Annotated in this window: 16 protein-coding genes; 5 read left to right on the top strand and 11 right to left on the bottom strand. The window is 67.2% G+C overall.

The genetic code is table 11. The features are described from left to right. Window positions 1–19 precede the first annotated feature (19 nt). On the bottom strand, window positions 20–1,849 hold the full coding sequence (locus Van01_RS01045; RefSeq protein WP_203997966.1) for a glycoside hydrolase family 15 protein: 1,830 nt from the start codon (window positions 1,847–1,849) through the stop codon (window positions 20–22). Between the two features lie 92 nt (window positions 1,850–1,941). After that, window positions 1,942–2,955 (bottom strand): alpha/beta fold hydrolase, encoded by a 1,014-nt coding sequence (locus Van01_RS01040; RefSeq protein WP_239098799.1) that lies wholly within the window; start codon window positions 2,953–2,955, stop codon window positions 1,942–1,944. Between the two features lie 54 nt (window positions 2,956–3,009). Between Van01_RS01040 and Van01_RS01035 the strand changes: the two genes are divergently transcribed. After that, entirely contained in the window at window positions 3,010–3,603 is a 594-nt protein-coding gene (locus Van01_RS01035; RefSeq protein ID WP_203997963.1) for a TetR/AcrR family transcriptional regulator, read from the top strand. 28 nt (window positions 3,604–3,631) lie between these two features. On the opposite strand, the gene Van01_RS01030 is transcribed toward Van01_RS01035, so the two are convergent. After that, window positions 3,632–4,441 (bottom strand): metallophosphoesterase family protein, encoded by an 810-nt coding sequence (locus Van01_RS01030; RefSeq protein WP_203997960.1) that lies wholly within the window; start codon window positions 4,439–4,441, stop codon window positions 3,632–3,634. Between the two features lie 227 nt (window positions 4,442–4,668). Here Van01_RS01030 and Van01_RS01025 point away from each other — a divergent pair, with 227 nt between their 5' ends. From Van01_RS01025 to Van01_RS01015, 3 genes are all read left to right on the top strand, one after another. Beyond that, window positions 4,669–6,060, top strand: a complete 1,392-nt coding sequence (locus Van01_RS01025; protein ID WP_203997957.1) for a glycoside hydrolase family 43 protein — start codon at window positions 4,669–4,671, stop codon at window positions 6,058–6,060. A 130-nt stretch (window positions 6,061–6,190) separates the two neighbouring features. Further along, on the top strand, window positions 6,191–7,930 hold the full coding sequence (locus Van01_RS01020; RefSeq protein ID WP_373306195.1) for a family 43 glycosylhydrolase: 1,740 nt from the start codon (window positions 6,191–6,193) through the stop codon (window positions 7,928–7,930). A 22-nt stretch (window positions 7,931–7,952) separates the two neighbouring features. Further along, complete coding sequence (locus tag Van01_RS01015) at window positions 7,953–9,350, top strand: RICIN domain-containing protein (RefSeq protein ID WP_203997951.1); 1,398 nt, start codon at window positions 7,953–7,955, stop codon at window positions 9,348–9,350. Between the two features lie 167 nt (window positions 9,351–9,517). Here Van01_RS01015 and Van01_RS01010 read toward each other — a convergent pair whose 3' ends face one another. From Van01_RS01010 to Van01_RS01000, 3 genes are all read right to left on the bottom strand, one after another. Continuing rightward, complete coding sequence (locus Van01_RS01010; protein ID WP_203997948.1) at window positions 9,518–12,214, bottom strand: RICIN domain-containing protein; 2,697 nt, start codon at window positions 12,212–12,214, stop codon at window positions 9,518–9,520. Window positions 12,215–12,551: 337 nt separating this feature from the next. Beyond that, complete coding sequence (locus Van01_RS01005) at window positions 12,552–13,994, bottom strand: RICIN domain-containing protein (RefSeq protein WP_203997944.1); 1,443 nt, start codon at window positions 13,992–13,994, stop codon at window positions 12,552–12,554. A gap of 44 nt (window positions 13,995–14,038) precedes the next feature. Continuing rightward, window positions 14,039–15,466 (bottom strand): endo-1,4-beta-xylanase, encoded by a 1,428-nt coding sequence (locus Van01_RS01000; protein WP_203997942.1) that lies wholly within the window; start codon window positions 15,464–15,466, stop codon window positions 14,039–14,041. Window positions 15,467–16,245: 779 nt separating this feature from the next. On the opposite strand from Van01_RS01000, the gene Van01_RS00995 reads away from it, so the two are divergent. Continuing rightward, window positions 16,246–17,481, top strand: coding sequence for a PQQ-dependent sugar dehydrogenase (locus tag Van01_RS00995; RefSeq protein ID WP_239098798.1), 1,236 nt, complete (start codon window positions 16,246–16,248; stop codon window positions 17,479–17,481). A gap of 121 nt (window positions 17,482–17,602) precedes the next feature. On the opposite strand, the gene Van01_RS00990 is transcribed toward Van01_RS00995, so the two are convergent. The 5 genes from Van01_RS00990 to Van01_RS00970 all read right to left on the bottom strand — a co-directional run bounded on the left by Van01_RS00990 (window position 17,603) and on the right by Van01_RS00970 (window position 23,861). Next, a complete protein-coding gene (locus tag Van01_RS00990) occupies window positions 17,603–19,684 on the bottom strand; it encodes an amylo-alpha-1,6-glucosidase (RefSeq protein ID WP_203997936.1) in 2,082 nt (693 codons plus the stop codon). Further along, window positions 19,684–20,091 carry an SCP2 sterol-binding domain-containing protein gene (locus Van01_RS00985; RefSeq protein ID WP_203997933.1) on the bottom strand — a complete coding sequence of 136 codons (408 nt, stop codon included), beginning with the start codon at window positions 20,089–20,091 and terminating at the stop codon, window positions 19,684–19,686. Before Van01_RS00985 ends, Van01_RS00990 begins: the two co-directional genes overlap by 1 nt. Window positions 20,092–20,183: 92 nt before the next feature. Beyond that, window positions 20,184–21,677, bottom strand: a complete 1,494-nt coding sequence (locus Van01_RS00980; protein ID WP_203997930.1) for an aldehyde dehydrogenase — start codon at window positions 21,675–21,677, stop codon at window positions 20,184–20,186. Between the two features lie 601 nt (window positions 21,678–22,278). Then, window positions 22,279–22,695, bottom strand: coding sequence for a hypothetical protein (locus tag Van01_RS00975; RefSeq protein ID WP_203997927.1), 417 nt, complete (start codon window positions 22,693–22,695; stop codon window positions 22,279–22,281). Between the two features lie 86 nt (window positions 22,696–22,781). Then, complete coding sequence (locus Van01_RS00970; protein WP_203997924.1) at window positions 22,782–23,861, bottom strand: helix-turn-helix domain-containing protein; 1,080 nt, start codon at window positions 23,859–23,861, stop codon at window positions 22,782–22,784. Between the last annotated feature and the right edge of the window lie 104 nt (window positions 23,862–23,965).

Below are 23,965 nucleotides of genomic sequence, written 5' to 3'. Positions count from 1 at the left end.
GCAGGCCCGGTTGACGGCATCAGCGCGGCGCGTCCAGATGCTTGTCGAGGTTGACAGCGGTGCTGATCAACGACAGGTGGCTGAACGCCTGCGGGAAGTTGCCCACCTGCTCCCCGGTCGGGGCGATCTCCTCGGAGTACAGGCCCAGGCGGCTGCTGTAGGTGAACATCTTCTCCAGGGTGAGCTGTGCCTCGTCGAGCCGCCCCGAGGCGGCGAGCGCCTGCACGTACCAGAAGGAGCACATGCTGAAGGTGCCCTCGGCACCGGGCAGACCGTCCGGAGAGGCAGCCGGGTCGTAGCGGTAGACGAGGCTGTCGGAGACGAGCGCCTGGTCCATGGCGCGCAGCGTCGACTGCCACATCGGGTCCGCCGGCGAGACGAAAGCGACAGACGGCATCGCCAGCAGTGACGCGTCCAGGATGTCCGTGTCGTAGTGCTGCACGAACGCGCCCCGCTTCCGGTGAAAGCCCCGGCTCATGATCTGGTCGTAGATGGCGTCCCGGGCCTGCGTCCAGTGACCGGTGTCGGCGGGCCGTCCACGGCTTGCCGCCAGACGGATCGCGCGGTCGAGCGCTACCCAGCACATCAGTCGTCCGTAGGTGAAGTCCCGCCGGCCGGAACGGGTTTCCCAGATGCCGTCCTCCGGCTGGTCCCAGTGTTCGCAGAGCCAGTCCATCAGCCGAGCGGTGTGCTGCCACCCCTCGTGCGACACGAACAGCCCGTTGCGGTCGGCGAAGTGCAGCGAGTTGAGCGCCTCGCCGTAGATGTCGAGCTGAAGCTGGTCGGCCGCGCCGTTGCCCACCCTTACCGGCGCGGAGCCGCGGTATCCCTCCAGGTGGCCCAGCAGTTCCTCGGGCAGGTCGGGTGAGCCGTCGACCCGATACATGATCTGAAGCGGCCGGCCGGCGTCGTGTGCGTCCCGGATCCGGTTGTCGAGCCAGGCCAGGTACCGCCGGGCCTCCTCCCCGAAACCCAGCCGCAGCAGCGCGTGCACGGAGAAGGACGCGTCCCTGATCCAGGTGTACCGGTAGTCCCAGTTCCGGGTGCCACCTACCTGCTCCGGCAGGCCCGCGGTGGGCGCGGCGACCAGAGCGCCGGTGGGGGCGTACGTCATCAGCTTGAGGGTGATCGCCGACCGCTCGACCATCTCCCGCCAGCGTCCCCGGTACGAGGAGCGCCCCAGCCAGCGCCGCCAGAACTCACCGGTCCGGTCGTGCAGCTCGTTCACCTCCGCCAGGTCGATGGGACGCGGTGGGTGCGGACACGCCGTCTCCAGGACGACACCCCCGACGTCTCCCTCGCGGAGGAGGTACGTCGCGCGCACACCCGCCTCGTCGCGCCGGATGCGACTTCGATCGATCAGATCGTCCCGGTTCTCGAAGGGGGTCAGGCTGAGCGTGAGCGCGCCGCTGCGGAAGACGTCGCCGTGCGGGTGCACCTCAAGCTCGTACCTGTCGCGTCCGTAGTTGAACCGTGGTCGGCAGTCGAAGCGGAACCGCATGGCGCCACGCACCACCCGGACGATGCGGATCAACCGGTGCCGGTCGGTGGCCCGTTCCCCGGTCACGGGCATGAAGTCGATCAGCTCACCCACCCCGTCCCGGCTGAGGAATCGGGTGATCAGGATCGGGGTGCCCGGCAGGTAGAGCTGCTTGCTGACGTAGTCGACCCCCTCCGGCGCGAACCGGAAGTGGCCGCCCTTGCGACGGTCCAGCAGGGCACCGAAGATGCTCGGCGAGTCGAACCGGGGTGCGCAGAACCAGTCCACCGTGCCGTCGTCGCTTACCAACGCGGCGGTCTGGAGGTCACCGATCAGGCCGTGTTCCTCGATCGCCGGGTAGTCGTCCACCCCGTCCTCCCGCCCTCGCGTCGGAGACGGCGACTACCCGGGACTTCCCGGGGCAAACGGCTCACCGAGCGGGACCGGCCGTGGCGCGATGGTCAGGACGCCTCCTTGATGAAACCGGCGATGTCGGCGACGATTCGTTCAGGCTGTTCACCGTTGACGGCGTGGGAGGCGTCCGGGTAGAGCCGTACGGTGCCACGGGGCAGGTTGCGGCGCGCGGTCTCGGCTGCCGACCGCGCGTCGTGCATCACCGATTCCCCAGCGATGATCGCCAGGACCGGCAGGTCGATTCGACGGAGTCGCTCCTCGCTGATCCGGGTGGGCTGCGGCAGCCGGAGCTTGTAGTGCCGCATGCCGGCTTCGATCATGTCGGCGACCGGCTCGTCCTCGACCGGGGCGCCCCCGGCGGTGTAGGAGTTGAAGCTGTCCCGCCACGCCTTCGGCAGCCAGGGCAGCGCGGCGGGGATCGAGCGCACGATGGTGCCGAGCGGCATGTCGGCGAAGACGTACACCGGATCGATGACTGCCATCGACGCGATGTGGTCCGGCCGGTGCAGGGCGAGGTTGACCGCCGTCCAGCCACCTATCGACAGGCCGACCAGGTGGAACTCGTCAGGCGGAAGCGCCTGGAGGGTCTGGTGCAGCCACTCGGCCTGCTCCTCGTCGCTGCCGATCGGGCGCTCCTGCACGCTCATGCCCGGTTCGCCGAGCAGGTCGATGGTGTAGACGTCGCTGATCCGCAGCAACAGGGGCAGGTTGTCGGCCCAGACCGGGGTGGCCGAGGCCCGCCCAGGCAGCAGTAGCAGCGGTGTGTTCGCACCGCTTTCCGTGCCGGCGTCGGTGCCGGCGAAGCGGTAGACGCGGACGATGCCGAAGTCGGTGCGTACGTCGATGGTCTCCACCGGGGCGGGCAGGGCGGCGAATGCCTCCGTGTAGGACCGCAGGAACCGGTCCTGGCCGTCGGCGCCGTCCCAGTGACCGATCGGAGCGGGCTGGCGGATGGCGAAGGTGACCACCAGCGCGATCAGTGCGAGCCCGGCCAGGACCAGGCGCAGCCATCGTGACCTGGGCCGCAGCCGGTTGAGAGCCTTCATCAGCCTGGTCCGCATGACACGCTCCTAACCGATCGGTAGATTTTTCGACCGTACGGTAGAATCCGGCGGGTGACAAGGAGACGAGAGGGCGCGACGGGCGAACTGACCCTGATCGAGCGCGCCCGCCGCACCCAACTGATCGAGGTCACCATCGAGCTGGTCGCCGACCGGGGTTACGGCGGTGCCTCACTTGCCGCCATCGCCGAGCGCGCCGGGATCACGAAGGCCGCCGTGCTCTACCACTTCCCGACCAAGGACGCCGTGGTACGCGCTGCTCACAAGCACGCCCTCGCCGCCCTCGTCGCAGACGTCGCCGGTACGGTCGAGGCCGCCGACGCGGCGAGCCGGCCCGCCGCGTACGTCAGGTCGATGGTGGGGCACCTACGGGAGCATCCGCGGCACACCCGCATGATCATCGAGGCGATGGTGCACGACGACGGCGACAGCGATCCGGCCGCCCGCTGGCGCCCCCTGGCCGAGCTCATCAGCGCGGCCCGGGCCGCACGCGGCGGCAACGGCGACACCGACGCCCGCACCACGGCGATCATCGTCGGTGGTGGCATCGACGCGATCGTCGCCGAGCAGCTCCACGACCCCGACTACGACACGGCGGCGGCAGCCGAGCACCTCATCGAGATGCTCGACCCGACGCTCTCGCCATGACGGGGTACGGTCCGTGGTTCCGGACCGGTCACGCCGCCGGCTGTCGCGGTCTCGGCTGCCTGTGGTATTTCGGCCCGCCCGGGGCGTGCATCTCGCCCCGGTAGATGCCGTGCCGCAGCTCGGAGACGTATCCCGCCAGCTCGGGCATGCCCAACCGGGCCGCCACGGCCAACTCGGCCTCGACGTCGTACGGCACCCGGACGAACTGGATCGAGAACGGCGCGTCGACCTCGGACCCCAGAACACCTTCGAGGATCACGTAGACCGGGGTCGGATCGTCCATGGCGTTGCCGACGCTGCCGGTGTTGAACAGGGTGCGGCGTTCGCGGTCCACCTCGTAGAACGGATCGTGGGTGTCGCCGTAGCCCACGACGGAGGGCGCCGGTCCGTCGCCGGTGGCCGGAGTGTTGGCGAACATGCCGAGGAACTCGGCCTCGTCGTGGTCGAACCGGACCCGACGGTGCACGCTCGTCGCCGAGGCGTGAAAGAGTCGGACCCGTCGCCCGCTCAGCAGGAAGTCGTGACTGAACGGCAGGCCGCGCAGCCACTCCCCCTGGCCGTCAGCGAGCTGCGCCAGCCACCAGGCGATCGCCTCGCTGTCGTAGGTCCGGTCCGGGTCGGGGAGGAAGTCGTCCCAGTTGCCGAGGATGTTGACCTCGCAGCGCTCCCGGCAGACCTCGATCACCTCCCGACCGCGCGGCCCCTTGCCGACGTAGTCACCGAGGTTGAAGATCCGCTCGATGCCACGTCCGTCGATGTCGGCGAGCACGGCCTCCAGCGCGGTCAGGTTGCCATGGACGTCGGAGATGAGGGCGATGCGGTCGAGGGGGTAGGCCACCGGCCGATCGTAGATGCAACGACGCCTGCCGTGGGTGCTGCGGGATCAGCTGTTTCATCCGCATTTCCGTGGTGCGTCAAAGCAGTGAAGACAGGCTTGCCACGCCATTAACAGAGCTGTATGTTAGCGCTCACATCGATCCATGCGGAATCTTTCCCTCCGGCACGGGGAGTTCCTGCACGTCCATCGACTCGTAGCGGATGGACGCAGTCAGAAAGGTCATCGCCATGGCATTAACCCGACGGCAGTTCGCCCTGGGAACGCTAGCCACAACCGCCTTCACCGCGACCGGGCTGGCGGTCCGCCCACATCCGGCCCTCGCGGCGACCAACACCGCGTACCTCAACACCTACTTCACCGAGACGCCGAACCAGTCGGCGTCAAGCTACGGCCTGCACCTCGCGGTCAGCCGGGACGGTCTCAACTGGAGCCCGTTGAACCAGAACAATCCCGTAGTCACGCCGACCCAGGGCGACCTCGGCCTACGCGACCCGTACATCTACCGCAAGCAGGACGGCACCTTCGTGGTGGTCGCCACCGACCTCCGGGGCCTCAACTTCGGCCGCAACAGTCAGTACCTGCACGTCTGGGACTCGACCGACCTGACCAGTTTCACCGGGTACCGCAGGATCCAGATGCACACCTACAGCAACGTGCACACCTGGGCGCCGACGGTCTTCTGGGACGCCGCACGGGGTCAGTACGGCATCGTCTACTCGGCGAACACCACGACCGACCTGTTCCTGATCAACTACACGAGCGACTTCCGCACGGTGAGCGCGCCACAGACCTACTTCAGCCCCGGCTTTCCGGTGCTCGACGCCGACATCCGGGTCAGTGGCGGTGTGACGTACATGTTCTACAAGAACCTCGCCAACGGGAACCTGTACGGCGCGCGGTCCAGCAGCGGTGCCCCGAACAGCTTCACCACCTACACCAGCGGGCTGCGGCAGGGCACGGCGATCGAGGGAGCACACCTGGTCCCACGCAACGACGCCGGCGGGTGGTGGCTCTGGGGCGACTCCTTCGGCCCGATCAACAACGACATGTACCTCTGGTCCACAAACAACGTAGGCGGCAACTCGTGGTCGGTGGCGAACCAGCGCGACTACACCCCACCGCTGAACTCCAAGCACGGCTCGATCGTCGGCATCACCGACGCCGAGTACACGAACGCGGTCAACCGATGGGGCCTGCCGAACTGGGTCCGGTTGAAGTCCTCCAACTTCCCCGACTACTTCGTCCGGCACAGCAGCAACGCGATCCGGATCGACCCGTACCCCTTCGACCCGCACCAGGACCAGCTGTGGCGGATGGTGCCCGGCCTGGCGGACTCCGCCGCGGTCTCGTTCGAGTCGGTGAATCGACCCGGCAACTTCATCAGGCACAGCGGCTACGTCGCGCAGCTCGCCGCGAACGACGGCAGCTCGACCTTCCGCGCCGACGCCACCTTCTACCGCACCGCCGGCCTGGCCGACAGCGCGTGGTCGTCGTTCCGCTCGTACAACTTCCCGGACCGCTACCTCAGGCACGCCGGCTACGTCCTGCGCATCGACCAGCTCAGCGCGGGTTCCCCCGCCGCAGACCGGCAGGACGCCACGTTCCGCGTCACCTCGTAGTGCCGCGCGGACGTACTCCCTGACTCCTGACGACGACGAGGTGAGGACGACAACAGTGGACAGCCTGCTCGCGAGTCGCCGCGCCGTGCGCGGTGCGCTCGCACTGCTCCTGGGAATCTGCACCGCCGTCGTGGCGGTGCTACCGACCGAGACCGCCAAGGCGGACAACCCGATAGTTCAACACATCTACACCGCTGACCCCGCACCGCTTGTCCACAACGGACGGGTGTACGTGTACACCGGTCGCGACGAGGACGGCTCCACCTACTTCACGATGCGGGAGTGGCGGGTCTTCTCCTCCGCTGACATGGTCAACTGGACCGACCACGGCGTGCCGATGAACCTCGCCACCTTCAGCTGGGCGAGTGCCGACGCCTGGGCCGGTCATGTCATCGAACGCAACAACCAGTTCTACTGGTACGTGCCGGTAAAGAACCGTGCCACCGGGCGGATGGCCATAGGGGTCGGCGTGTCCAGCAGCCCCACCGGCCCGTTCCGGGACGCCCTCGGCCGCCCGCTCCTCGAAAACGGCGAGATCGACCCCCACGCGTTCATCGATGACAACGGCCAGGCCTACCTGTACTGGGGCAACCCCAACCTGTGGTACGTCAGGCTGAACAGCGACATGATTTCCTTCTCGGGCGGCCTGACCCAGATCCCGCTGACCACAGCCGGGTTCGGCACCCGCACCGGAAACCCCAGCCGACCCACCCTCTACGAGGAGGGCCCCTGGGTCTACAAGCGCAACGGCACCTACTACATGATCTGGGCCGCCGAGTGCTGCGGCGAGTTCATCGCCTACTCCACCGCCCCCGGCCCCACCGGACCGTGGACCTACCGCGGCACGGTCATGCCCCGGCAGGGATCCAGCTTCACCAACCACCCCGGAATCGTCGACTTCAGCGGGAGATCGTACTTCTTCTATCACAACGGCGCCCTGCCCGGCGGTGGCGGCTTCACCCGCTCGGTCGCGGTCGAGCAGTTCACCTATCGGGCCGACGGGACCATCCCGTCGATGAACATGACCACCACAGGCCCTCCACAGGTCGGCACGCTCAACCCCTTCGTCCGCCAGGAGGCCGAGACGATCGCCTGGAACTCCGGCATCGAGACCGAGCGCGCCAGCAGCGGAGGCATGAACGTCTGGTCTATCGACAACGGCGACTGGATCAAGGTCAAGGGCGTGGCGTTCGGTACGGGTGCCAGCTCCTTCACCGCCCGGGTGGCCTCGGCAGCCGCAGGCGGCAACATCGAGGTACGCCTCGACAGCGCGACGGGCCCCCTGGTCGGCACCTGCCGGGTGCCGGGAACCGGCGGCTGGCAGACCTGGGTCGACACCTCCTGCGCGATCAGCGGCGCGACCGGCACCCGTGACCTGTACCTGCGGTTCACCGGCGGTTCGGGCAACCTGTTCAACGTCGACTGGTGGCAGTTCACCGCCGGCGGCACCTCGACGCCGTCCTACCGGATCATCAACCGCAACAGTGGACAGGTGATCGACGTCCAGTGGCCCAACCTCGACGACCTGGCCGTGATCGGTCAGTGGTCAAGTAACGGGGCCAGTTGGCAACAGTGGCGCTTCCTGGACGCCGGCAACGGCAACGTACGCCTGCAGAGCGTCAACAGCGGCAAGTGCGTCGACGTCAACAACTTCTCCACCGCAGACGGGGCACAGATCATCCAGTACACCTGCCATGACGGCCTCAACCAGGTGTTCAGCTGGCGCTCAGCCGGCAACGGCTACTACAACCTGGTCAACGCCAACAGCAACAAGTGCCTGAACGTGGTGGGTGGCTCGACAACCGCCGGCGCCGCGCTGGAACAACGGACATGCGGCTCCGCCACCAGCATGCAGTGGTCACGAGCCTGAGTTCGCACCCAAGGAGCAATCCATGACAAGCACGGCGAACCCCCGTACCCCCTCTTCCACCAGACGACGCCTGACAACCGGACTGTCCGCTGCCGTGGCCGTGGTGCTCGCCGCCAGCGCGATGGCGATCGTCAACGCCACGCCCGCCTCGGCTGCCACTGTCGACACCACCGCCTGGTACGTATTGACCAACCGCAACAGCGGCAAGGCGTTGGATCTGTACAACATGGCCACCAGCGACGGTGCGCGGATCACCCAGTGGGCCCGCAACGACGGGAACTGGCAGCAGTGGCAGTTCGTCGACTCCGGCGGCGGCTACTACCGGCTGCGCTCGCGGCACTCGGGCAAGGTGCTCGACGTGTACAACTTCTCCACCGCCAACGGCGCGTCGATCGTGCAGTGGAGCGACCACAACGGGACCAACCAGCAGTTCCGGCTGGCCGACTCCGACGGCGGTCACGTCAGGCTGATCAACCGCAACTCCAACAAGGCGCTTGAGGTGCAGAACGCCTCGACCGCCGACGGCGGCAACATCGTGCAGTACGACGACTGGGGCGGCGCGAACCAGCAGTGGCAGCTGGTCCGCGTCGACGGCGGCACCACTCCCACCAACCCGCCGCCGGGCGGCGGCACCTCGGGCTGCGGCAAGGCCCCGGGCATCGCGAGCGGAACGCACACCATCACCAGCAACGGCACCAACAGAAGCTTCATCCTGCGGATCCCCGCCACCTACAACCAGAACAACCCGTACCGGTTGGTCTTCGGCCTGCACTGGTGGGGCGGCACGGCGGTTGACGTGGACACCGGCCAGACGGTGGATCGCAACACCTGGTCCTACTACGGCCTGCAACGGCTGGCGAACAACAGCACGATCTTCGTCGCGCCCCAGGGCATCGGCAACGGCTGGGCCAACACCGGTGGCGAGGACGTCACCTTCATCGACAATGTCCTCAGCCGGGTCGAGTCCGCTCTCTGTGTCAACACGCGCCAGCGCTTCTCCATCGGGTTCAGCTACGGCGGCGCGATGAGTTTCGCCCTCGCCTGCGCCCGACCTAACGTCTTCCGAGCGGTGGTCGTCCAGTCCGCGCCCCGGGAACTCAGTGGGTGCAGCGGCGGTACCCAGCCCGTCGCCTACCTGGGCGTACACGGCATCAGCGACAACATCGCCAGCGGACGCGCGTTGCGTGACAGGTTCGTCCGCAACAACGGTTGCACTGCGCAGAGCCCTCGGGAACCGTCGGCCGGCAGCCTCACGCACATCGTCACCAACTACTCGGGCTGCCAGTCCGGGTACCCGATGACGTGGGCTGCCTTCGACGGGGGTCACATCGCTGCTCCTCAGGATGGGGCCGGTGGCGACAGCGGGCCTCGGACCTGGGTCCCGGCGCTGGCCTGGAGCTTCTTCACCCAGTTCCAGTGATCCAGCGTCCATCAGGTGACGCTGCTGGCCCACGCGGTGGCGTGGTTCCCGCGTAGGCCAGCAGCCCTGACCACCACCAGCCGACACTGGCACCAGGCGCCAGCGGAGGACAGTGGTGGCACGCCCCGGGACCGGGCAGGCACGGTGCCTGGTCCCGGGGCTGTCCATCAGGCGCGCCGACTCCACTGCTGGTTCGCGCCGCCGTTGCAGGACCAAAGGATGATCTTTGTTCCGTTGGCGGTGGCAGCCCCGTTGGCGTCGAGGCAGAGTCCGGACTGGACGTTCGTGATGGTGCCGTTGGCGTTGATGTTCCACTGCTGGTTGAGCCCGCCGTGGCAGTCCCAGATGATGACAGTGGTGCCGTTCGTGGTGCCGGCACCGTTGGCGTCCAGGCACTTGTTGCCGTACACGGTGAACTGCTTGCTGGCGGTGTAGGTCCACCGCTGGTGGGTGCCGCCGGAGCAGTCCCAGAGCTGCATCTGGGTGCCGTTGCTGGTGGCGGCGTTGGGGGACTCGACGCAGCGGCCCGACTGGCCGCCCACGATCTGTGCGTCACCCGTGTTGCCGGTGCCCTGCCGCCTGACCAGAGACTTCGATTCGGCGGATCGGTTGCCCTGTGCGTCGACGACGTAGAGCCGGTAGTCACCCGACGACGTCGGCACCGCGATGGACGTGGCGTTGCCGTCGGCCCGGGTCATCGTGGGGCCTGCGGCGAACGTGGTGGTGCCGGAGGGGGCCAACCAGAGCGACCTGGTCGGGTCGCCGCCGCTGCGGATCGGGATCGAGGACGTGCCGCTGCCGACGAAGGTGCTGGCCGGTAGGACGTAGTCCTGCATGGGCAGGTTGCGCGGCTGGGTGATGTCCCGGTACGAGTCCTGGAGCCCGGAGTTGACAGCGATCCCGTAGGCCGCCGCCGGCCAGACGTAGTCGGAGGAGACGAGGATGTCGTGGATGGTGCTGTTGGGCAGGTTCTTGTTTGAGACCTTGTTGATCGGGCCGTACGTGGACGTGATGCTCAGGTCGTGCTTACGGCCGAAGTCGTCGGAGTTGATCATCCAGGTGATGTTCTTGTCCACGCTCAGGACGTTGTCCCGGAAGGTGATGAACGCCGAGCCCTCGTCCGGGTGGAGTCCGTACTTGTGGCCGGCCGGCACACCGTGCAGATAGTTGTTGTGGATCGTGGTGCCCGGCTGGCTGCCCAGCGTGTAGATGGGCGCCGTGTCGCTGAGCCGCTGCACCGTGTCGATGATGTGGTTGTGACTGATTGTGTTGTTCTTCGCGGTGGTGGTCGGCCGGTTGGGGGCGATCGATCCTGAGGATCCGTCGAAGTTCCACCATCCCCAACCCATCGTGATGCCCGCCCACGGCGCCTTCTCGATGCGGTTGTGCTGCACCGTGAGGGTGTCGGCGAAGTACGCCGCGACCGCGCCGTGCCCGTTGAACAGCACCGAACTGTCGTGGATGTAGTTGTTCCTGATCTCGATGTTCTTCGGAAGTCCCTCCACCTGTGGTGGGTACTTCTCGCGGTTGCTCGACGTGTGATCGCCGATGTAGACGTGCTGCGGGTGCCCCACGCTTATCGCCGAACCGGCGATGTCGTTCGTGTAGTTGCCGACCAACTGCGTGTTCGTCACATCGTTGATCATGTTGATTCCGTCGGCGCCGGTGTGCGCGATCCGGTTCCGCTCCAACCGGATTCCGCTGGCGTTCTGCATGTGGATGATGCCGGGCGCGACGTCGACGTTGCGGTAGTAGTAGACGTGGAAATTGCCCCGGGCGTACGCCTGCGCACCGAGATTGCCCTGCTGGGCCTGCTTGTACACCGAGCCGGCGACGTTGAACAGGTTCCAGTCGGAGTGCCGCACGGTCAGGCCCGAGAATGTGATGTTGCGCGCGTGGTTGCTTGTCGAGGTGCCGGCGATCCGCAGCACCGTCGCCACGTTGTTGGGTGCGAAGACCGTCGCGGTGGACATGTTGTCGGCGCCGGCCTTGTAGTAGTAGAGCGTCCGGCTGGACTTGTCGAAGTAGAACTCGCCAGGCGTGTCCAGGAACTCGTAGGCGTTCATGACCTTGTGGCTGCCGTTGATCTGGGCGTTGCCGTTGAACGCACCCTGGGCGATGGCGGCCCCCGGCTGCTGGAACAGGGCGATGCGGCTCTGACCGTCACCACTCGTGGTCACCTGCCGCACTCCCACGATTGCCGTGGTCCAGGTGGTGGCCGTTTCGATCTCGATGTCGTCCTGGTTCCGGGGAATGGCCGGGAAATCGGCCGGGTTGTATCTCGCGCCCTCACACTGCGAGCCCGATTCCCACGCCCAGTCAGCCTGTCCTGCGGTGATGTTGTACGTGCCGTGGCAGCCCGCCGAGGTGATCGTCTTGGCCGCCATGTAGGCCCGCTGACCGTTCACGTAGAGCGCCCGCAGCTTGTTGGCCCGGTCCAGCGGCGCCTTCCAGATGTTGCCGCTGTGCTGGGTCCAGCCGGTCACCTGCACGCCTGCCTCAAGCACCGGCGCCTCGTCGGGGTACGCGGCGTAGATCACCCGGTGGCCGTTGGTGCCGGAGTCGCTCGCTCCGAACTCGATAGTGCTGCTCACCGGGTAGCTTCCGCCGCGAAGGTAGACCTGGATGTCCCCGGTCATCGTCGCGGTCTTCGTGCGGACCACGTCCCGGGCTCGCTGCAGGGTTCGGAACGGTGACGCGAGCGTGCCCGGGTTCGCGTCGTTTCCACCGGGCGCGACATAGAGCGCCTCCTGGACCGCGGCCTGAGCCGGAGTCTGGCCCGCGATCACGGCCGGCACCGTGGCGGCGACAAGCACGGCCAGGGCCACCAACGAACCCCTACCGGCATGGACAAAGGATTTCATCTCTGCTCCCTCCACGGGCAGCACGGACCCACCCGTCGATTAACTGACGGGAGCCGGGGTAACGACACTTCTGAATGCCGACAGGGAACTTCCGCTGCCATGTTGCAGACTTTCTTCGACAATGAGGAAAGTCTGCCTGTAGCGTAGGCGTCGAGCATGCTCGACGCAACCAGGGAAAACGGTTCCGCGCCGTGGCGAATGCGCAGCTCAATCAGCGGTACGACACGGTGACACACAATTCGGCCGCAGTATGGAGAACGGGCCGGAGACGCTGATCGGCAGGACGGTTTCGCCTACCGGAAAAAGCATTGATGAATGCGGTGCCGTACGCGCCGAGTCAGATTTTCTGCACCTGCCACTTCTGATTGTCGCCGCCCCAGCAGGCCCAGAGTTGTACCTTCGACGTGCTGGTGTTCACGTCCAGGCAGAGGCCGGACTGCGCACTGCGGATCGTGCCATCGCCGCCAACCGTCCAGCGCTGGTTGTCGCCGCCGTTGCACGCGTACGTGCCGACGACCGTGCCGTTCGTGGTCCCCCGGTTGTACGCGTCGAGGCACCGCTGTCCGGCGAGGGCGGTGATCTGCCCACCAGCCGTCACGGTCCACCGCTGGGCTGCGGTGTTGTTGCAGGCGTACACCTGGACCTGGATGTTTGCGGTGGTGGCGCCGGGGATGTCCAGGCACTGCCCGGTGCCGACGTTGCGGAGCTGACTGACCTCGTCCGGCACGCCGCCGTCGGTGAGTCCCCAGGCGTGCCTGAGCCGGTTGAGGCCGCTCGCGTTCGGGGTGCTGAGGGTCAGGTTGGTGCCGGTGCCGTGCAGTTTCTGCATGGCGTACCAGTCGTCGCCCTGACCCGCGGTGACCTTGCCACCCAGACCCGGCCAGTAGACCGAGCCGATCCGCAGTTCCCGCAGCACGTCGGCGGTGGCGCGGAAGTAGCGCACGAAGTTGTCGGTGCTCGTGGCGTCGAGGTAGTTGAGCCCGGTGTCCATCGGAGCGCCGAACTCGTCCATCACCGTACGGGCGGCGCAGGAGCCGATCGCGTCCCGCAGAAACGTCACCCACTGGTCATAGGTCTTCGCGCCGCTGAAGAAGGTGTAGTGGTGCAGCGACACGATCGTCCCGTCGAGCCGACGGTCGGCACACATCGACTTGATGTCGGTGTTCAGGCCGGCACCGCTGACGAAGACCCGGTGGCGTGGGATCGACGGGCGGGCGGTCAGCCAGTTGCTGACCACGTTTGCCCAGTCCGCGGCGCTGTGCCCGCCCGGCTCGTTCATCGGCTCGAAGTACACCAGGTCGTTGCCGCCGTACCTGGCGACCACCGTGTTCCACATGGTGTTGAAGACTGTGGTGTTGACGATCCGGCCACCGCTGGCGGCCACGCCGTCGTCCCAGTAGGAGAGGACGACCTTGAAGCCCTTAGCCGTGGCCGCGTCGATCGCGCCGGTGTACGCGTTCCACCAGTTCGTACCGACGGTGTAGGTGTTGATCGGCAGCCGGACCGTGTTGGCGCCCAGGTTGTTCTGGAAACCGGTGTAGATCGCGTTGGCCTTGGCCACCACCGTCGCGTAGCTGTCGGAGCTGCTCAGGCCGTGCAGGACCAGTGGCCCGCCGTGGAAGTTGTCACCCAACCTGGCCCAGTTGACCCCCCGGAACTGGGTGGTGTCCGCGGCAGCGGGCGAGACACCACCCAGCACGGCGGTCGGCACCGCGAGGAGAGCGGCCAGGGCGCCTGTGAGTATCCGGCTCAGGTGACGATGTGAGCGGGAACTGGCCATTGTCGTTCTCCTTCTGTGCGGTGCCGACTGCCGGGCTCGTCAGCTCAGGCCCGGGACCAACGTTGGTTGGCGCCGCCGTGGCAGCCCCACACGATGACCGCGGAACCGTTGGCGGTGGCGGCGCCGTTGACGTCCAGGCACAGCCCGGTCTGGGCGTTGCTGATCGTGGCGTTGCTGTTGATCACCCACTGCTGGTTCGTCCCACCGTGGCAGTCGTAGATCTGCACCCGGGTGCCGGCGGCGGCGTTGTTCGGCACGTCCAGGCACTTGCCCATCACCTGCAACGCCCGCCCGTTCTGGGTGAACTGCTGGTTGGCATTGCTGTGGCAGTCCCAGATGATCATCTGTGCGCCGTTCGCCGAACTCGCCCCGTTCACGTCCAGGCACCTGCCGGATGCCTCGTTGCGGAACCTGTTGCCGGTCGGGGTCGGGGTGCTGCCGCCGTTGAGCGTGTCGAGGACCGCCGTGTAGGCGGGCTTCTTGTTCCCCGCGCAGTCGAACAGCAGGGCGTTGTCGCCGCCGCGCCAGGAGTCACAGTCCCGTACGCCCCACACGGTGATGCCGGTGCAGCGCGAGATCGCCAGGCAGGCCCGGGTGACGGTGGCGTAGATGTTCGCCTGGTTGCCGCCCTGGGTGACGTCCAGCTCGGTGATCTCCACGTCGACGCCGAGGTCGGCGAAGCGTTGCAGGTTGGCCTGGTAGTCACCGGCGATCGTGGTGCCGAGGTGGGACTGGAAGCCGACGCAGTCGATGGGTACGCCGCGTTGCTTGAAGTCGCGCACCATGTTGTAGATGCCTGTCGACTTCGCGTTGATGCCGTCGGTGTTGTAGTCGTTGTAGCAGAGCTTGGCGCCGGGGTCGGCCGCGCGGGCGGCCCGGAAGGCGGCCTCGATCCAGTCGTTGCCGGTGCGTTGCAGGTTCGAGTCCCGCCGCGCGCCGCTGCCACCGTCGGCGAACGCCTCGTTCACCACGTCCCACGAGTAGATCTGCCCCCGGAAGTGGCTGGCCACCTGCGTGACATGGTTGATGGCCGCGTTGCGCAGGTCGCCGCCGGAGAGGCCCTGCGCCCAGCCGGGCTGCTGGGCGTGCCACAGCAGAGTGTGCCCCCGCACCTTCATCCCCCGCGAACGGGCGTGGTTGACGATGCGGTCGCCGGCGCTGTAGTTGAACACGCCCCGCTGCGGCTCGGTCGCGTCCCACTTCATCTCGTTCTCGGCGACGAGGCTGTTGAACTCGCGGTTCAGCACCGTCATGTACGTGTTGTCGTTGAACTTGTAGGTCCCGACGGCGGCACCGAAGTAGCGGCCCTTCTCCGCCGCGGCGGTGCCCAACGTGGTCCCCGCCTGGGCGGCACCGCTGGGCCCGACCAGCGCCATGCCGGCCACCAGCAACCCGACCGCCAGCCCACGCACCGTCGCTCCGGTGCGCCACCGCCGTCGCGGAGGACCGCTCGGATGTACGAGCTTCTTCATCTGTCTCAGCACCTTCCAGAGTCGCGTCACTTCGACTGGTTAGCGCTAACATCGCCCGGCGACTCACGTGCTCCTAGAGGCAGACCACAGGAGACGACACAACGCTACGCATCGATGAACGTGAGATTGCCACAAAGTTACGGAGCGCTCAAGAAGTTCAGCCCAATGACCTGAAAGAATCCACGTTTGCCAAGGTCAACGCCGCGCCTACCCGGATCGCCCAGAGCGATGTCGATCTCGACCACTCGCGGCCAGGGAGATCCATGGCGGCCCACCCACCTACGGCGCCCCCGACCTCCACACGCAATGTGCACGCGAACATCGCGGAGGTGTCGACCACTCAGGACGGTGCCACGGAAGCACTCCGCAGCCCCCTCGGGGAGTCGTCGCGTGGGACGTCGCCCGGCCGCTGGCCGCCGGCCTCCACGCTTTCGCCGACGGCCCCGTCGAACCCGTGGCCGCACCGCCAGACCCGGGCTCCGCGTCGGCAACAGGCTCCGCTGCGCCCCCGCGACCTCAACTCGGCCGCGACGTGGCGCCCGCCGAGCCGCCGACGCGTTCGCCGGCCGATCAGCGGCCGGCACCGACGGCACCGGGTCGGTCCCACCCGTCCAGCCCACCAGGCCCAGGGCTGCCGGCCACGGCGTCTCGGTGGCCAGCACGACCAGATGCTCGAAGTTCACCTCGGGCCGCTCGATTAGACATAGATGCGAGCTGATGTAAGGTGGAAGCGCTCCCAGACCGCGTACCCCACCCTACCTGCTCGAGGAGCTGAGAACATGTCGCGACGGCGTTGGCGCCCCGCCCCCACGCTGGCCGGGTCGCTCGTTCTAGTCCTGTCCGCACTCCTGTTGCCACAGTCGTCGGCGGCCGGCACCGCCGCGGCCCGTCCCAGCAGAGTGCCGCTGACCGAGCTGACCGTGGCGTACGAACAGGTGGCTTTCGGCCTGCAACGTCCGATCGCGCTCACCGGGCTGCCGGACGGCCGGATGCTCATCGCGGAGAAGAACGGCACCGTCCGCTCCTACCACCCCGACACCGGCCTGGCGGCCGACCCGGTGCTCGACCTGACCGCCCGGGTCGACACCTCGGGCAACGAACGCGGCCTGCTCGGCATCACCCCCGCGCCGAACTTCGCGCGCACCGGGATGCTCTACGTGGCCTACACCAGCCTCCCGGACGGTGCGCTGACCCTGGCTCGACTGCCGATCACCGCTCCTGAACGGCTACAGGTGCTGCTCACGCAGGAGCACGCCGAGTACAACAACCACAACGGCGGACAGGTGGCGTTCGGCCGCGACGGCTACCTCTACTGGTCCCTCGGCGACGGCGGCCACGCGAACGACCCGTACAAGGCCGGTCAGGACCTCGGCACGCTGCTCGGCAAGATCGTGCGGATCGACGTCAACCGCAGCTGCGGGGCGAAGCCCTACTGCGTACCCGCCGACAACCCCTTCGTCCGCAAGCGCGACGCGCGTCCGGAGATCTGGCTCTACGGGCTGCGCAACCCGTGGCGATTCTCCGTCGACAAGGTCGACAACTCACTCTGGATCGGTGACGTCGGCCAGGGCCTGGTCGAGGAGATCAACCACATCCGCCCCTGGCAGGGTGGGGCGAACCTCGGCTGGTCCTGCCGGGAGGGCACCCCGGTGTTCGACCCGGAGCAGTGCCGGCCGGGCGTGAAGTACACCGACCCGGTCTTCGAGTACGAGCACTACATGACCGAGAGCTGCTCGGTGACCGGCGGCGTGGTGTACCGAGGGTCAGCCACCCCGGAGGCATGGGGCACCTACGTCGCGAGCGACTACTGCTCCACCACCGCCTTCGCCGTACGCCCGAACCCCAGGGGTGGCTACGAGTCCGCCATCATCGGCAACTTCCCCATCCAGCCGACGGCAATCGACGCCGACGTGCACGGTGAGCTGTACGCGCTCAGTGACCTGCCGGGCTGGCTGAGCCGGGTACGGTTCGAGCACGTCCCGCCTGCCCCGAGCAGCCCGCCGGCGAACCGCTGAACCCGGCGCGAGGGGCCGGCGGCAGTCGCAGATCGTCGTGCTGCGCCGCCGGCCCCCGCCGCCGACCTGACCCAACTGGCCGTCGACGTGCCGTACGCCAGGATGGACGAGGGTGCGGAAGCTACTCGCCGTGGGTGAGTCGGGCGACCGGCCCCGCCTGCTGGTCGCCGTCGCGTTGGCGGCGGCGGCCGAACGCGTCAGCGCGCCCCCACCGCCCCGGTATGTCGAGCAGTTCGATCCGGCCCACCGACGGCGGCAGGTACGGATCGACGGCCAGATGGTCCGGGTACGGGCTGAGCCCCAGCATCGTGCGAAGTAGGAGCAGCGGCGCCCCCGCCGACCAGCCTTGAGGGCTGCACGCCGCCGGATACTCGACCGGGTAGCCGGTCAGGCTCCGCTCGTAGCCGGCGAATGCCTCGGGCAACCGGCCGTCGAAGTACCCCGACGCAGTGATCATGCCATCGGCGATCCGGGCGGCCTCCTCCCGGAAACCGTAGCGCCACAGCCCCCAGGCGATGATCGAGTTGTCGAACGGCCAGACCGCACCGACGTGGTAGCCGACGGGGTTGTATCGGAGGTTGGTGGTGGACAGGGTACGCACGCCCCAACCGGAGAACAGGCTCGGCCCGAGGAGGTGGTCCGCCACCCGGCGTGCCCGGTCCGGCTCGACAATGCCGCTCCAGAGCAGGTGCCCCATGTTGGAGGCGAGGGCGTCAACGCGTTTGCCCTCCGGGTCGAGCGCAAGCGCGTAGTACCCTTCCTCCTCGATCCAGAAATCGCGGTTGAACTGTTCCCGCAGTTGCGCCGCCTCGCCCTCCAAGCGGTCGGCGTACTCGGGGTCGTTCCAGAAGTCGCGGGCCATCCGCGCCCCGCGTATCTTGGCGTCGTAGGCGTATCCCTGTAGCTCGCAGGTTGCCCTGGGCAGGGCGGGCAGCCGGCCGTCCCGGTAGGAGATCGAGTCCCGGGAGTCCTTCCAGCACTGGTTTTCCAGGCCATTACGGGTGTTGCGCCGCCGGTAGTAGACGTAGCCGGTGCCAAGCAGGTCGCCGTACTCGTCGATCCAGTTGAGCGCGGCACGGGCTTGCGGTTCGAATCTCCGCACGGCCTCCACGTCGCCGCTCCACCGCTCGTACTCGTCAAGCAGGATGACGAACAGCGGGGTGGCGTCGGCAGATCCGTAGTAGGGGGTGTGCGGCTGCTCCTCGAACGCCGCCGACTCGCCGTACCGGAACTCGTGCAGGATCTTACCCGGCTCCTCCTCGCGGAAATCGTCGAAGGTGCTGCCTTGCAGCGTCCCCAACAGGCCCAGCACGGGCGGGGTCAGCGCAGGCACAAACGGCAGCGTCTGCAGGCTGATGAAGATGCTGTCCCGGCCGAAGAGGGTCATGAACCACGGCAGCCCGGCGGTCGGGATCGGGCTGGTCGCGGTCAGCGACGAGTAACGCATAGCGGCCAGGTCGTACAAACTGCGCTTGTATGCCGCCGTGAGCGGCTCGTAGTCGCTGGCGAGTCGTGGCGCGCGGGCGATCCAGCGCTCCAACTCCTCGCGCACCTGTGGCCTGCTCCGCCTGCGGTACGCCTCCCAGACGGTAACGGAACCGCCGACCCCCCGATTGATTATCGGTTCCACCTGGAGCTCGACGTCCCAGCGGCCGTGCGGTTCGAGACGGATGTCGAAGGTCATGCCGCCGTCGTCCACCTTGGCCGGTCTGTCACTGGAGATGATGGTGTCCCGGTAGAACGTCGCCCGCTCGTAGTGCAGACAGAGGCGCCCGTCCTCCTGACACACCGATCGCCTACCGCGCTTCGGTTGGTTCTCCTTGACCTCGAAGATGTCGGCGAAGTCGGCGTCCGCGTCTATCCGGATGGAGACGTCCGCCGGTTCGATGTCGTGGTTGAGGACTACGAGCCGTTCGACGAGACAGATGCCGATGGTCTGCTTACGGATGACCGAGAGCTTGGCGTTGACGTAGTGCGTGGGCTCCCCGGGGACGAGGAAGAACCGGGTCTCGAAGAATTGCAGATCGCTGCGGGACATCGGGCTGAGTCGCTCCCCGTTGACGCGCAGCACCCAGGTCGACAGGAAGCGGGTGTCGAACGAGAAGAGGCCAGCCGGTGAATTCGGGGACGGGGTGACATCGCCACGCACATCCGTGACCAGGAACGTGTTTCCGTCAAGGATGCTGAGCGTCTTCTTGACCATCAGGGGCCGGCTTCCTCATGAACGAAATCCCGTGGGTGATGGCCGGTGGGCGGTCCGGCGAACAGCACCATGGCGAGCATGTGCACCAGCCCCAGGTGCCCCTCGACCACAAGCGCGTTGCGGAAGAACAGCGGCACGAACCGTTCCTCGCCCCTGACCAGCCGGTCGAACGTATCTTTGTCGGTGCGCAGAACGGCGTCCGGCTCCGGCCGGGGCGTTTCCGAATCTGGCCTGCGGACCCGGGCAGTTCCGCTCTCCAGGGTGACGAACCACTGTTTCACGACGGTGCCGGCCGACTCTGTCACGTCCAGGCGGACGGTGCCCGTGGGCTCCGGCGGAATACTCTTGAAGGTGCGGCTCTTCCCACGCTCCAGCGTCTGGAGTGCGTCAGCCAGCTGGTCGCCCACTTGGCGTCAACATCCTTCCCTCGCGTGCCACCTCGGCATGACCGTGACCGGCTCTCCATCGGGCCCGCATCACCCGTTGCGCATGCCGCCGCTCAGATTCCGGACAGGGATGGGACGTGAGGCCCGAACGGGTACTGCCGGTCCAACGGCGAGATGGTTATCCACCGCAGGTCGGTGAATTCGGCGAGTGCCGCCCGGGAGCCGAACCGGCCCCAGCCGCTGGCCTTGACGCCGCCGAATGGCATTTGCGGCTCATCGTGGACGGAGGTCCCGTTGATGTGGCAGATCCCGGCTTCGATCCGGCGGGCCACCTGCAATGCGTTGGCCACGTCGCGGCTGAACACCGCGCTGGCCAGACCGAGCTCGGTGTCGTTGGCGACGTCGACGGCCTCGTCGACGCCATCCACCTCGATCACCGCAGCGACCGGCCCGAACGACTCTTCACTGTAGATCCGCATCTTCGGGGTCACGCCGCGCAGTACTGTCGGTGGGTAGAACAAGCCGTCGGCTCGGCCCCCGATGAGCACCTCGGCGCCATTGTTCTGGGCGTCGGCGACGAGCGATGCGACATGGTCGACGGCCCGCTGGTTCACCAGTGGGCCGAGCTCGGTCGACGGTTCATGTGGATCGCCCATGGCCAGCCTGCCGGCGTGGGTCACCAACTGGTCGAGAAACTCGTCGGCGACCTGGCGCTCCACCACGATCCGCTCGGTCGACATGCAGATCTGACCCTGGTTCATGAAGGAGCCGGCGACGGCGGCGCGTACCGCAGCCGGAATGTCCGCGTCGGCCAGCACCAGCATCGGCGCCTTGCCGCCGAGTTCGAGGACGGTGCGCTTCAGATGCCGGCCGGCCTTCTCGCCGATCACGCGCCCGACCGAGGTCGAGCCGGTGAAGTTGATGCAGCGGGTCTGCGGATGGCAGATCAACTCGTCGACAACGTCCGCCGCGTCGGCCGGCGCGTTCGTGATCACGTTGATCGCTCCTGGTGGCATGCCGGCGTCATGCAGGGCTGCGGCGATGGCCACATGGGTCGCCGGGGCCTCCTCGCTCGCCTTGAGCACCACCGTGTTGCCATAAGCCAGCGGAAGTGCGACGGCTCGCATGCCGAGGATCAGCGGCGCGTTCCACGGGGCAAGGCCGACGACCACTCCTACCGGTTGGCGGATGCCGAGCGCGGTCATGCCGGGCACGTCGGACGGAACGACGTCGCCGACGATGCCGTACGTCTGCGCGGCCGCCTCGATGAGCATGTCGGTGGCGAGCTTCAGGTTGAACTGGCCCCAGCTGAGCACCGCGCCGGTCTCCTGGCACATCGCCGCGACGATGTCGTCGCCGCGTTCGCTCAACAGACCTGCGGCACGCTGCAGCACCTCGCGCCGTTGCCCCGGCGACCACGTTCCCCAGGTAGCCCTCGCGGATGCCGCCGCATCAACGGCAGCCACCGCATCGGTACGGCCGGCGGCGGCGACCTCCGATAGCGGCTCGTTATCGATTGGGCGTAATTTTGTGGTCCTTCGCCCTGATTGGGCGGGTGTCCAGCTACCACCGATCAATAGATCGACAGTAGGGATGGCGTCCGGCATGGCGTCTCCCCTCCAGTCGCGCGACACGACCTGTCACTGCCGGACGCGGCTCGGCCCACCAGCGCAACCATGGCGTCGACGTCCGAACTACTGACCGGAATAACCGAGTTGCACCACTTCCAGGAGAATACTTCTCGAGGCGACAGCGGGCGTGGTTTCGAACGGAACCCTCCCGTCAGGAGCCGCCACCGCCCGGCGGAGCGCACTAGGAGGTTGCTGGCGGAGCGGCACAACGGTTGGTCGCTCGCCGCGCAGGCTGGGCACATCTCACCCCGACGGTCGCGGACGCCGTGCAGTCCCCATCCCGAGCATTCGCTGAGCCACACGGCATCGCACCGGAGGGGCATGACCGCCTACTCGTCAAAGGCCGCGCTCCGGCGCGGGTTCCAACGGCAGCATTCGGGCACGGCGGGGCAGGTGAGCTCCACGACCATCAGGCCATGATCAACCCGCGCTCCGCAGCTCGTAGGCGGACGACGGGCATGCCGCCGGCACGCGTGGCACGGCCACCGCACGATCTTCGGCTGGTCCTCACAGACCATCGATGATCAACGCGGTGGCCGTCCTCATTTCCATGCCAACGCCATGTGACGTTCGAGTACTAACAGACCGAGATGAGTTTGTTGCCCACGTAGAGGTTGCCATTGGTCTCGATCGAGACCGTCGTCCCCGGGTTTCCGACGGTGTTGCTCGCCCACAGGGCACGGCCACTGCTGTTGAGAACGACGAAGTTTCCGTCACGCTGGTACACCGCCTGGTGACCGCTGGGGTTCGTCCCAGAGGCCCAGCACACTCCGTACGTGTTCCTCAGCACGAGGTTTCCGTCCTGCTGCATGAGCAACTGGACGCCGCTCCGGGCGATGTAATCACCCTTGTGCATATACGTGCCCTTGTAGAGCCGCTGTCCGAGGTTGGCCGCGTAGGCTGGTGCCGTGGCGGTCACCATCGCCACCACCGCCATCGTCGCGACCGCGAGCCCACGCACGAGGCCCCTCATCGCCCTTCGTTCACTTGCCACCTGCAAAGCACCTCCACACAACTGCTGTCCTCCCCAGCACGCATTCATGATGTCCGTCAAAGGCAGGGTCGGCTTGCCGCCAGGCGTCAGGCTGTTGACGATCCGTGCCACGGTGCCGGGAGCGAATCGTCGCGGTGTCGGCGGTATTCGTGCGGGCTCATGTCGTACACGCTGCGGAAAGCTCGACTGAAGTGCGCTGCGTTGGTGAACCCCCAGCGCGCGGCGATCATGTTGATCGGCCGGTGGGCTGCCAACGAGCTGGCCAGGTCACGCCGGCAGCGTTCCAGGCGACGATCGCGGATCCAGGCGGCGACCGTCGTACGTTCTCTGTTGAACAGTCGGTGCAGGCTGCGCACGGACATGTGGTGCGCCTCCGCGATCGACGGGGGCGATAGCCCAGGGTCGCCGAGGTGCCGCTCGATATGGGCGTGAACGCGGGCCAGGAGCACCCGATCACGCGATTCCGGCGGCAGCATGTTCGAGGTGTCGAGGTAGTGCGCGAGCAGCGCGCCGAGCAGATCCAGGGTGACGGTGCCGAGCCGCGCCAGGTCGCTTGGCCGGTACTGCTCACAGTGGCCGGTCAACTGGCCGAGGTGCCGCGCGAGCAGCCCACCGATCCCCTGGTGCCCGGACATGGCAATGGCGTGCCGGGGAAGCTTTTTGCCCTCGACGGGAAGCAGCGCGCCCGGGATGGTCAGCGTGATCACGGTCGGTTGGGCACGAGATGGTCGGTTCACCGCGTGGAACATTCGGGACGGGCGCGAGAAGTCGTGGAAGCCGAACTGGTTGACCAGGACCGCAGTGTCCCGCCGGCCCTGGACGACGCTGGCCTCTCCGCGCAGGACGAGCGCGAGTTGGTACAGGCCCGGATCGGACTGTCTGATCAGCTTGGACGTGCGGTGCGCTTCCACCGTCGGGTACCAGAACCTCGTCGCCCTGGCGACACCGAGATCGACCGCGCGGAACGCCGCGTCGAAGTCGGCACGATGATCGCTGTACATCTCCAGCGGCACGATCGAATGGTTGACAACCTCCTGCCAGTAGTCGAACCGCTCGTGTGGCGCAACGGTTCGGGTATCACGGATCGTCTCGGCGGTCTGCACATATCCCCCATGGATTTGACTGTGCCGATGGCCAATGCAGTTGCATAACTCCAAGGCCAGCACGGCAATTGGTCACCGCCGATGCTACGTAAGTCGGGCAAACCGTTCCAGATTCCAATGAGCGACGCGGATGTAGCTTGCGGTAGGCACGCCACCGACGAGGACAG

The sequence above is a fragment of the Micromonospora andamanensis genome, from assembly GCF_016863495.1.
In the GTDB taxonomy this organism is placed as follows: domain Bacteria; phylum Actinomycetota; class Actinomycetes; order Mycobacteriales; family Micromonosporaceae; genus Micromonospora; species Micromonospora andamanensis.
The sequence above is the reverse complement of the archived record's forward strand: the minus strand, read 5'-3'. Positions and strand labels throughout refer to the sequence as shown.

Excerpts from the sequence above, each read along its gene's own strand:
- Van01_RS01040 (WP_239098799.1), bottom strand. The coding sequence starts at position 2,955 with ATGCGGACCAGGCTGATGAAGGCTCTCAACCGGCTGCGGCCCAGGTCA.
- Van01_RS01025 (WP_203997957.1), top strand. The coding sequence starts at position 4,669 with ATGGCATTAACCCGACGGCAGTTCGCCCTGGGAACGCTAGCCACAACC.
- Van01_RS01015 (WP_203997951.1), top strand. The coding sequence starts at position 7,953 with ATGACAAGCACGGCGAACCCCCGTACCCCCTCTTCCACCAGACGACGC.
- Van01_RS01010 (WP_203997948.1), bottom strand. The coding sequence starts at position 12,214 with ATGAAATCCTTTGTCCATGCCGGTAGGGGTTCGTTGGTGGCCCTGGCC.
- Van01_RS01005 (WP_203997944.1), bottom strand. The coding sequence starts at position 13,994 with ATGGCCAGTTCCCGCTCACATCGTCACCTGAGCCGGATACTCACAGGC.
- Van01_RS01000 (WP_203997942.1), bottom strand. The coding sequence starts at position 15,466 with ATGAAGAAGCTCGTACATCCGAGCGGTCCTCCGCGACGGCGGTGGCGC.
- Van01_RS00995 (WP_239098798.1), top strand. The coding sequence starts at position 16,246 with ATGTCGCGACGGCGTTGGCGCCCCGCCCCCACGCTGGCCGGGTCGCTC.
- Van01_RS00990 (WP_203997936.1), bottom strand. The coding sequence starts at position 19,684 with ATGGTCAAGAAGACGCTCAGCATCCTTGACGGAAACACGTTCCTGGTC.
- Van01_RS00980 (WP_203997930.1), bottom strand. The coding sequence starts at position 21,677 with ATGCCGGACGCCATCCCTACTGTCGATCTATTGATCGGTGGTAGCTGG.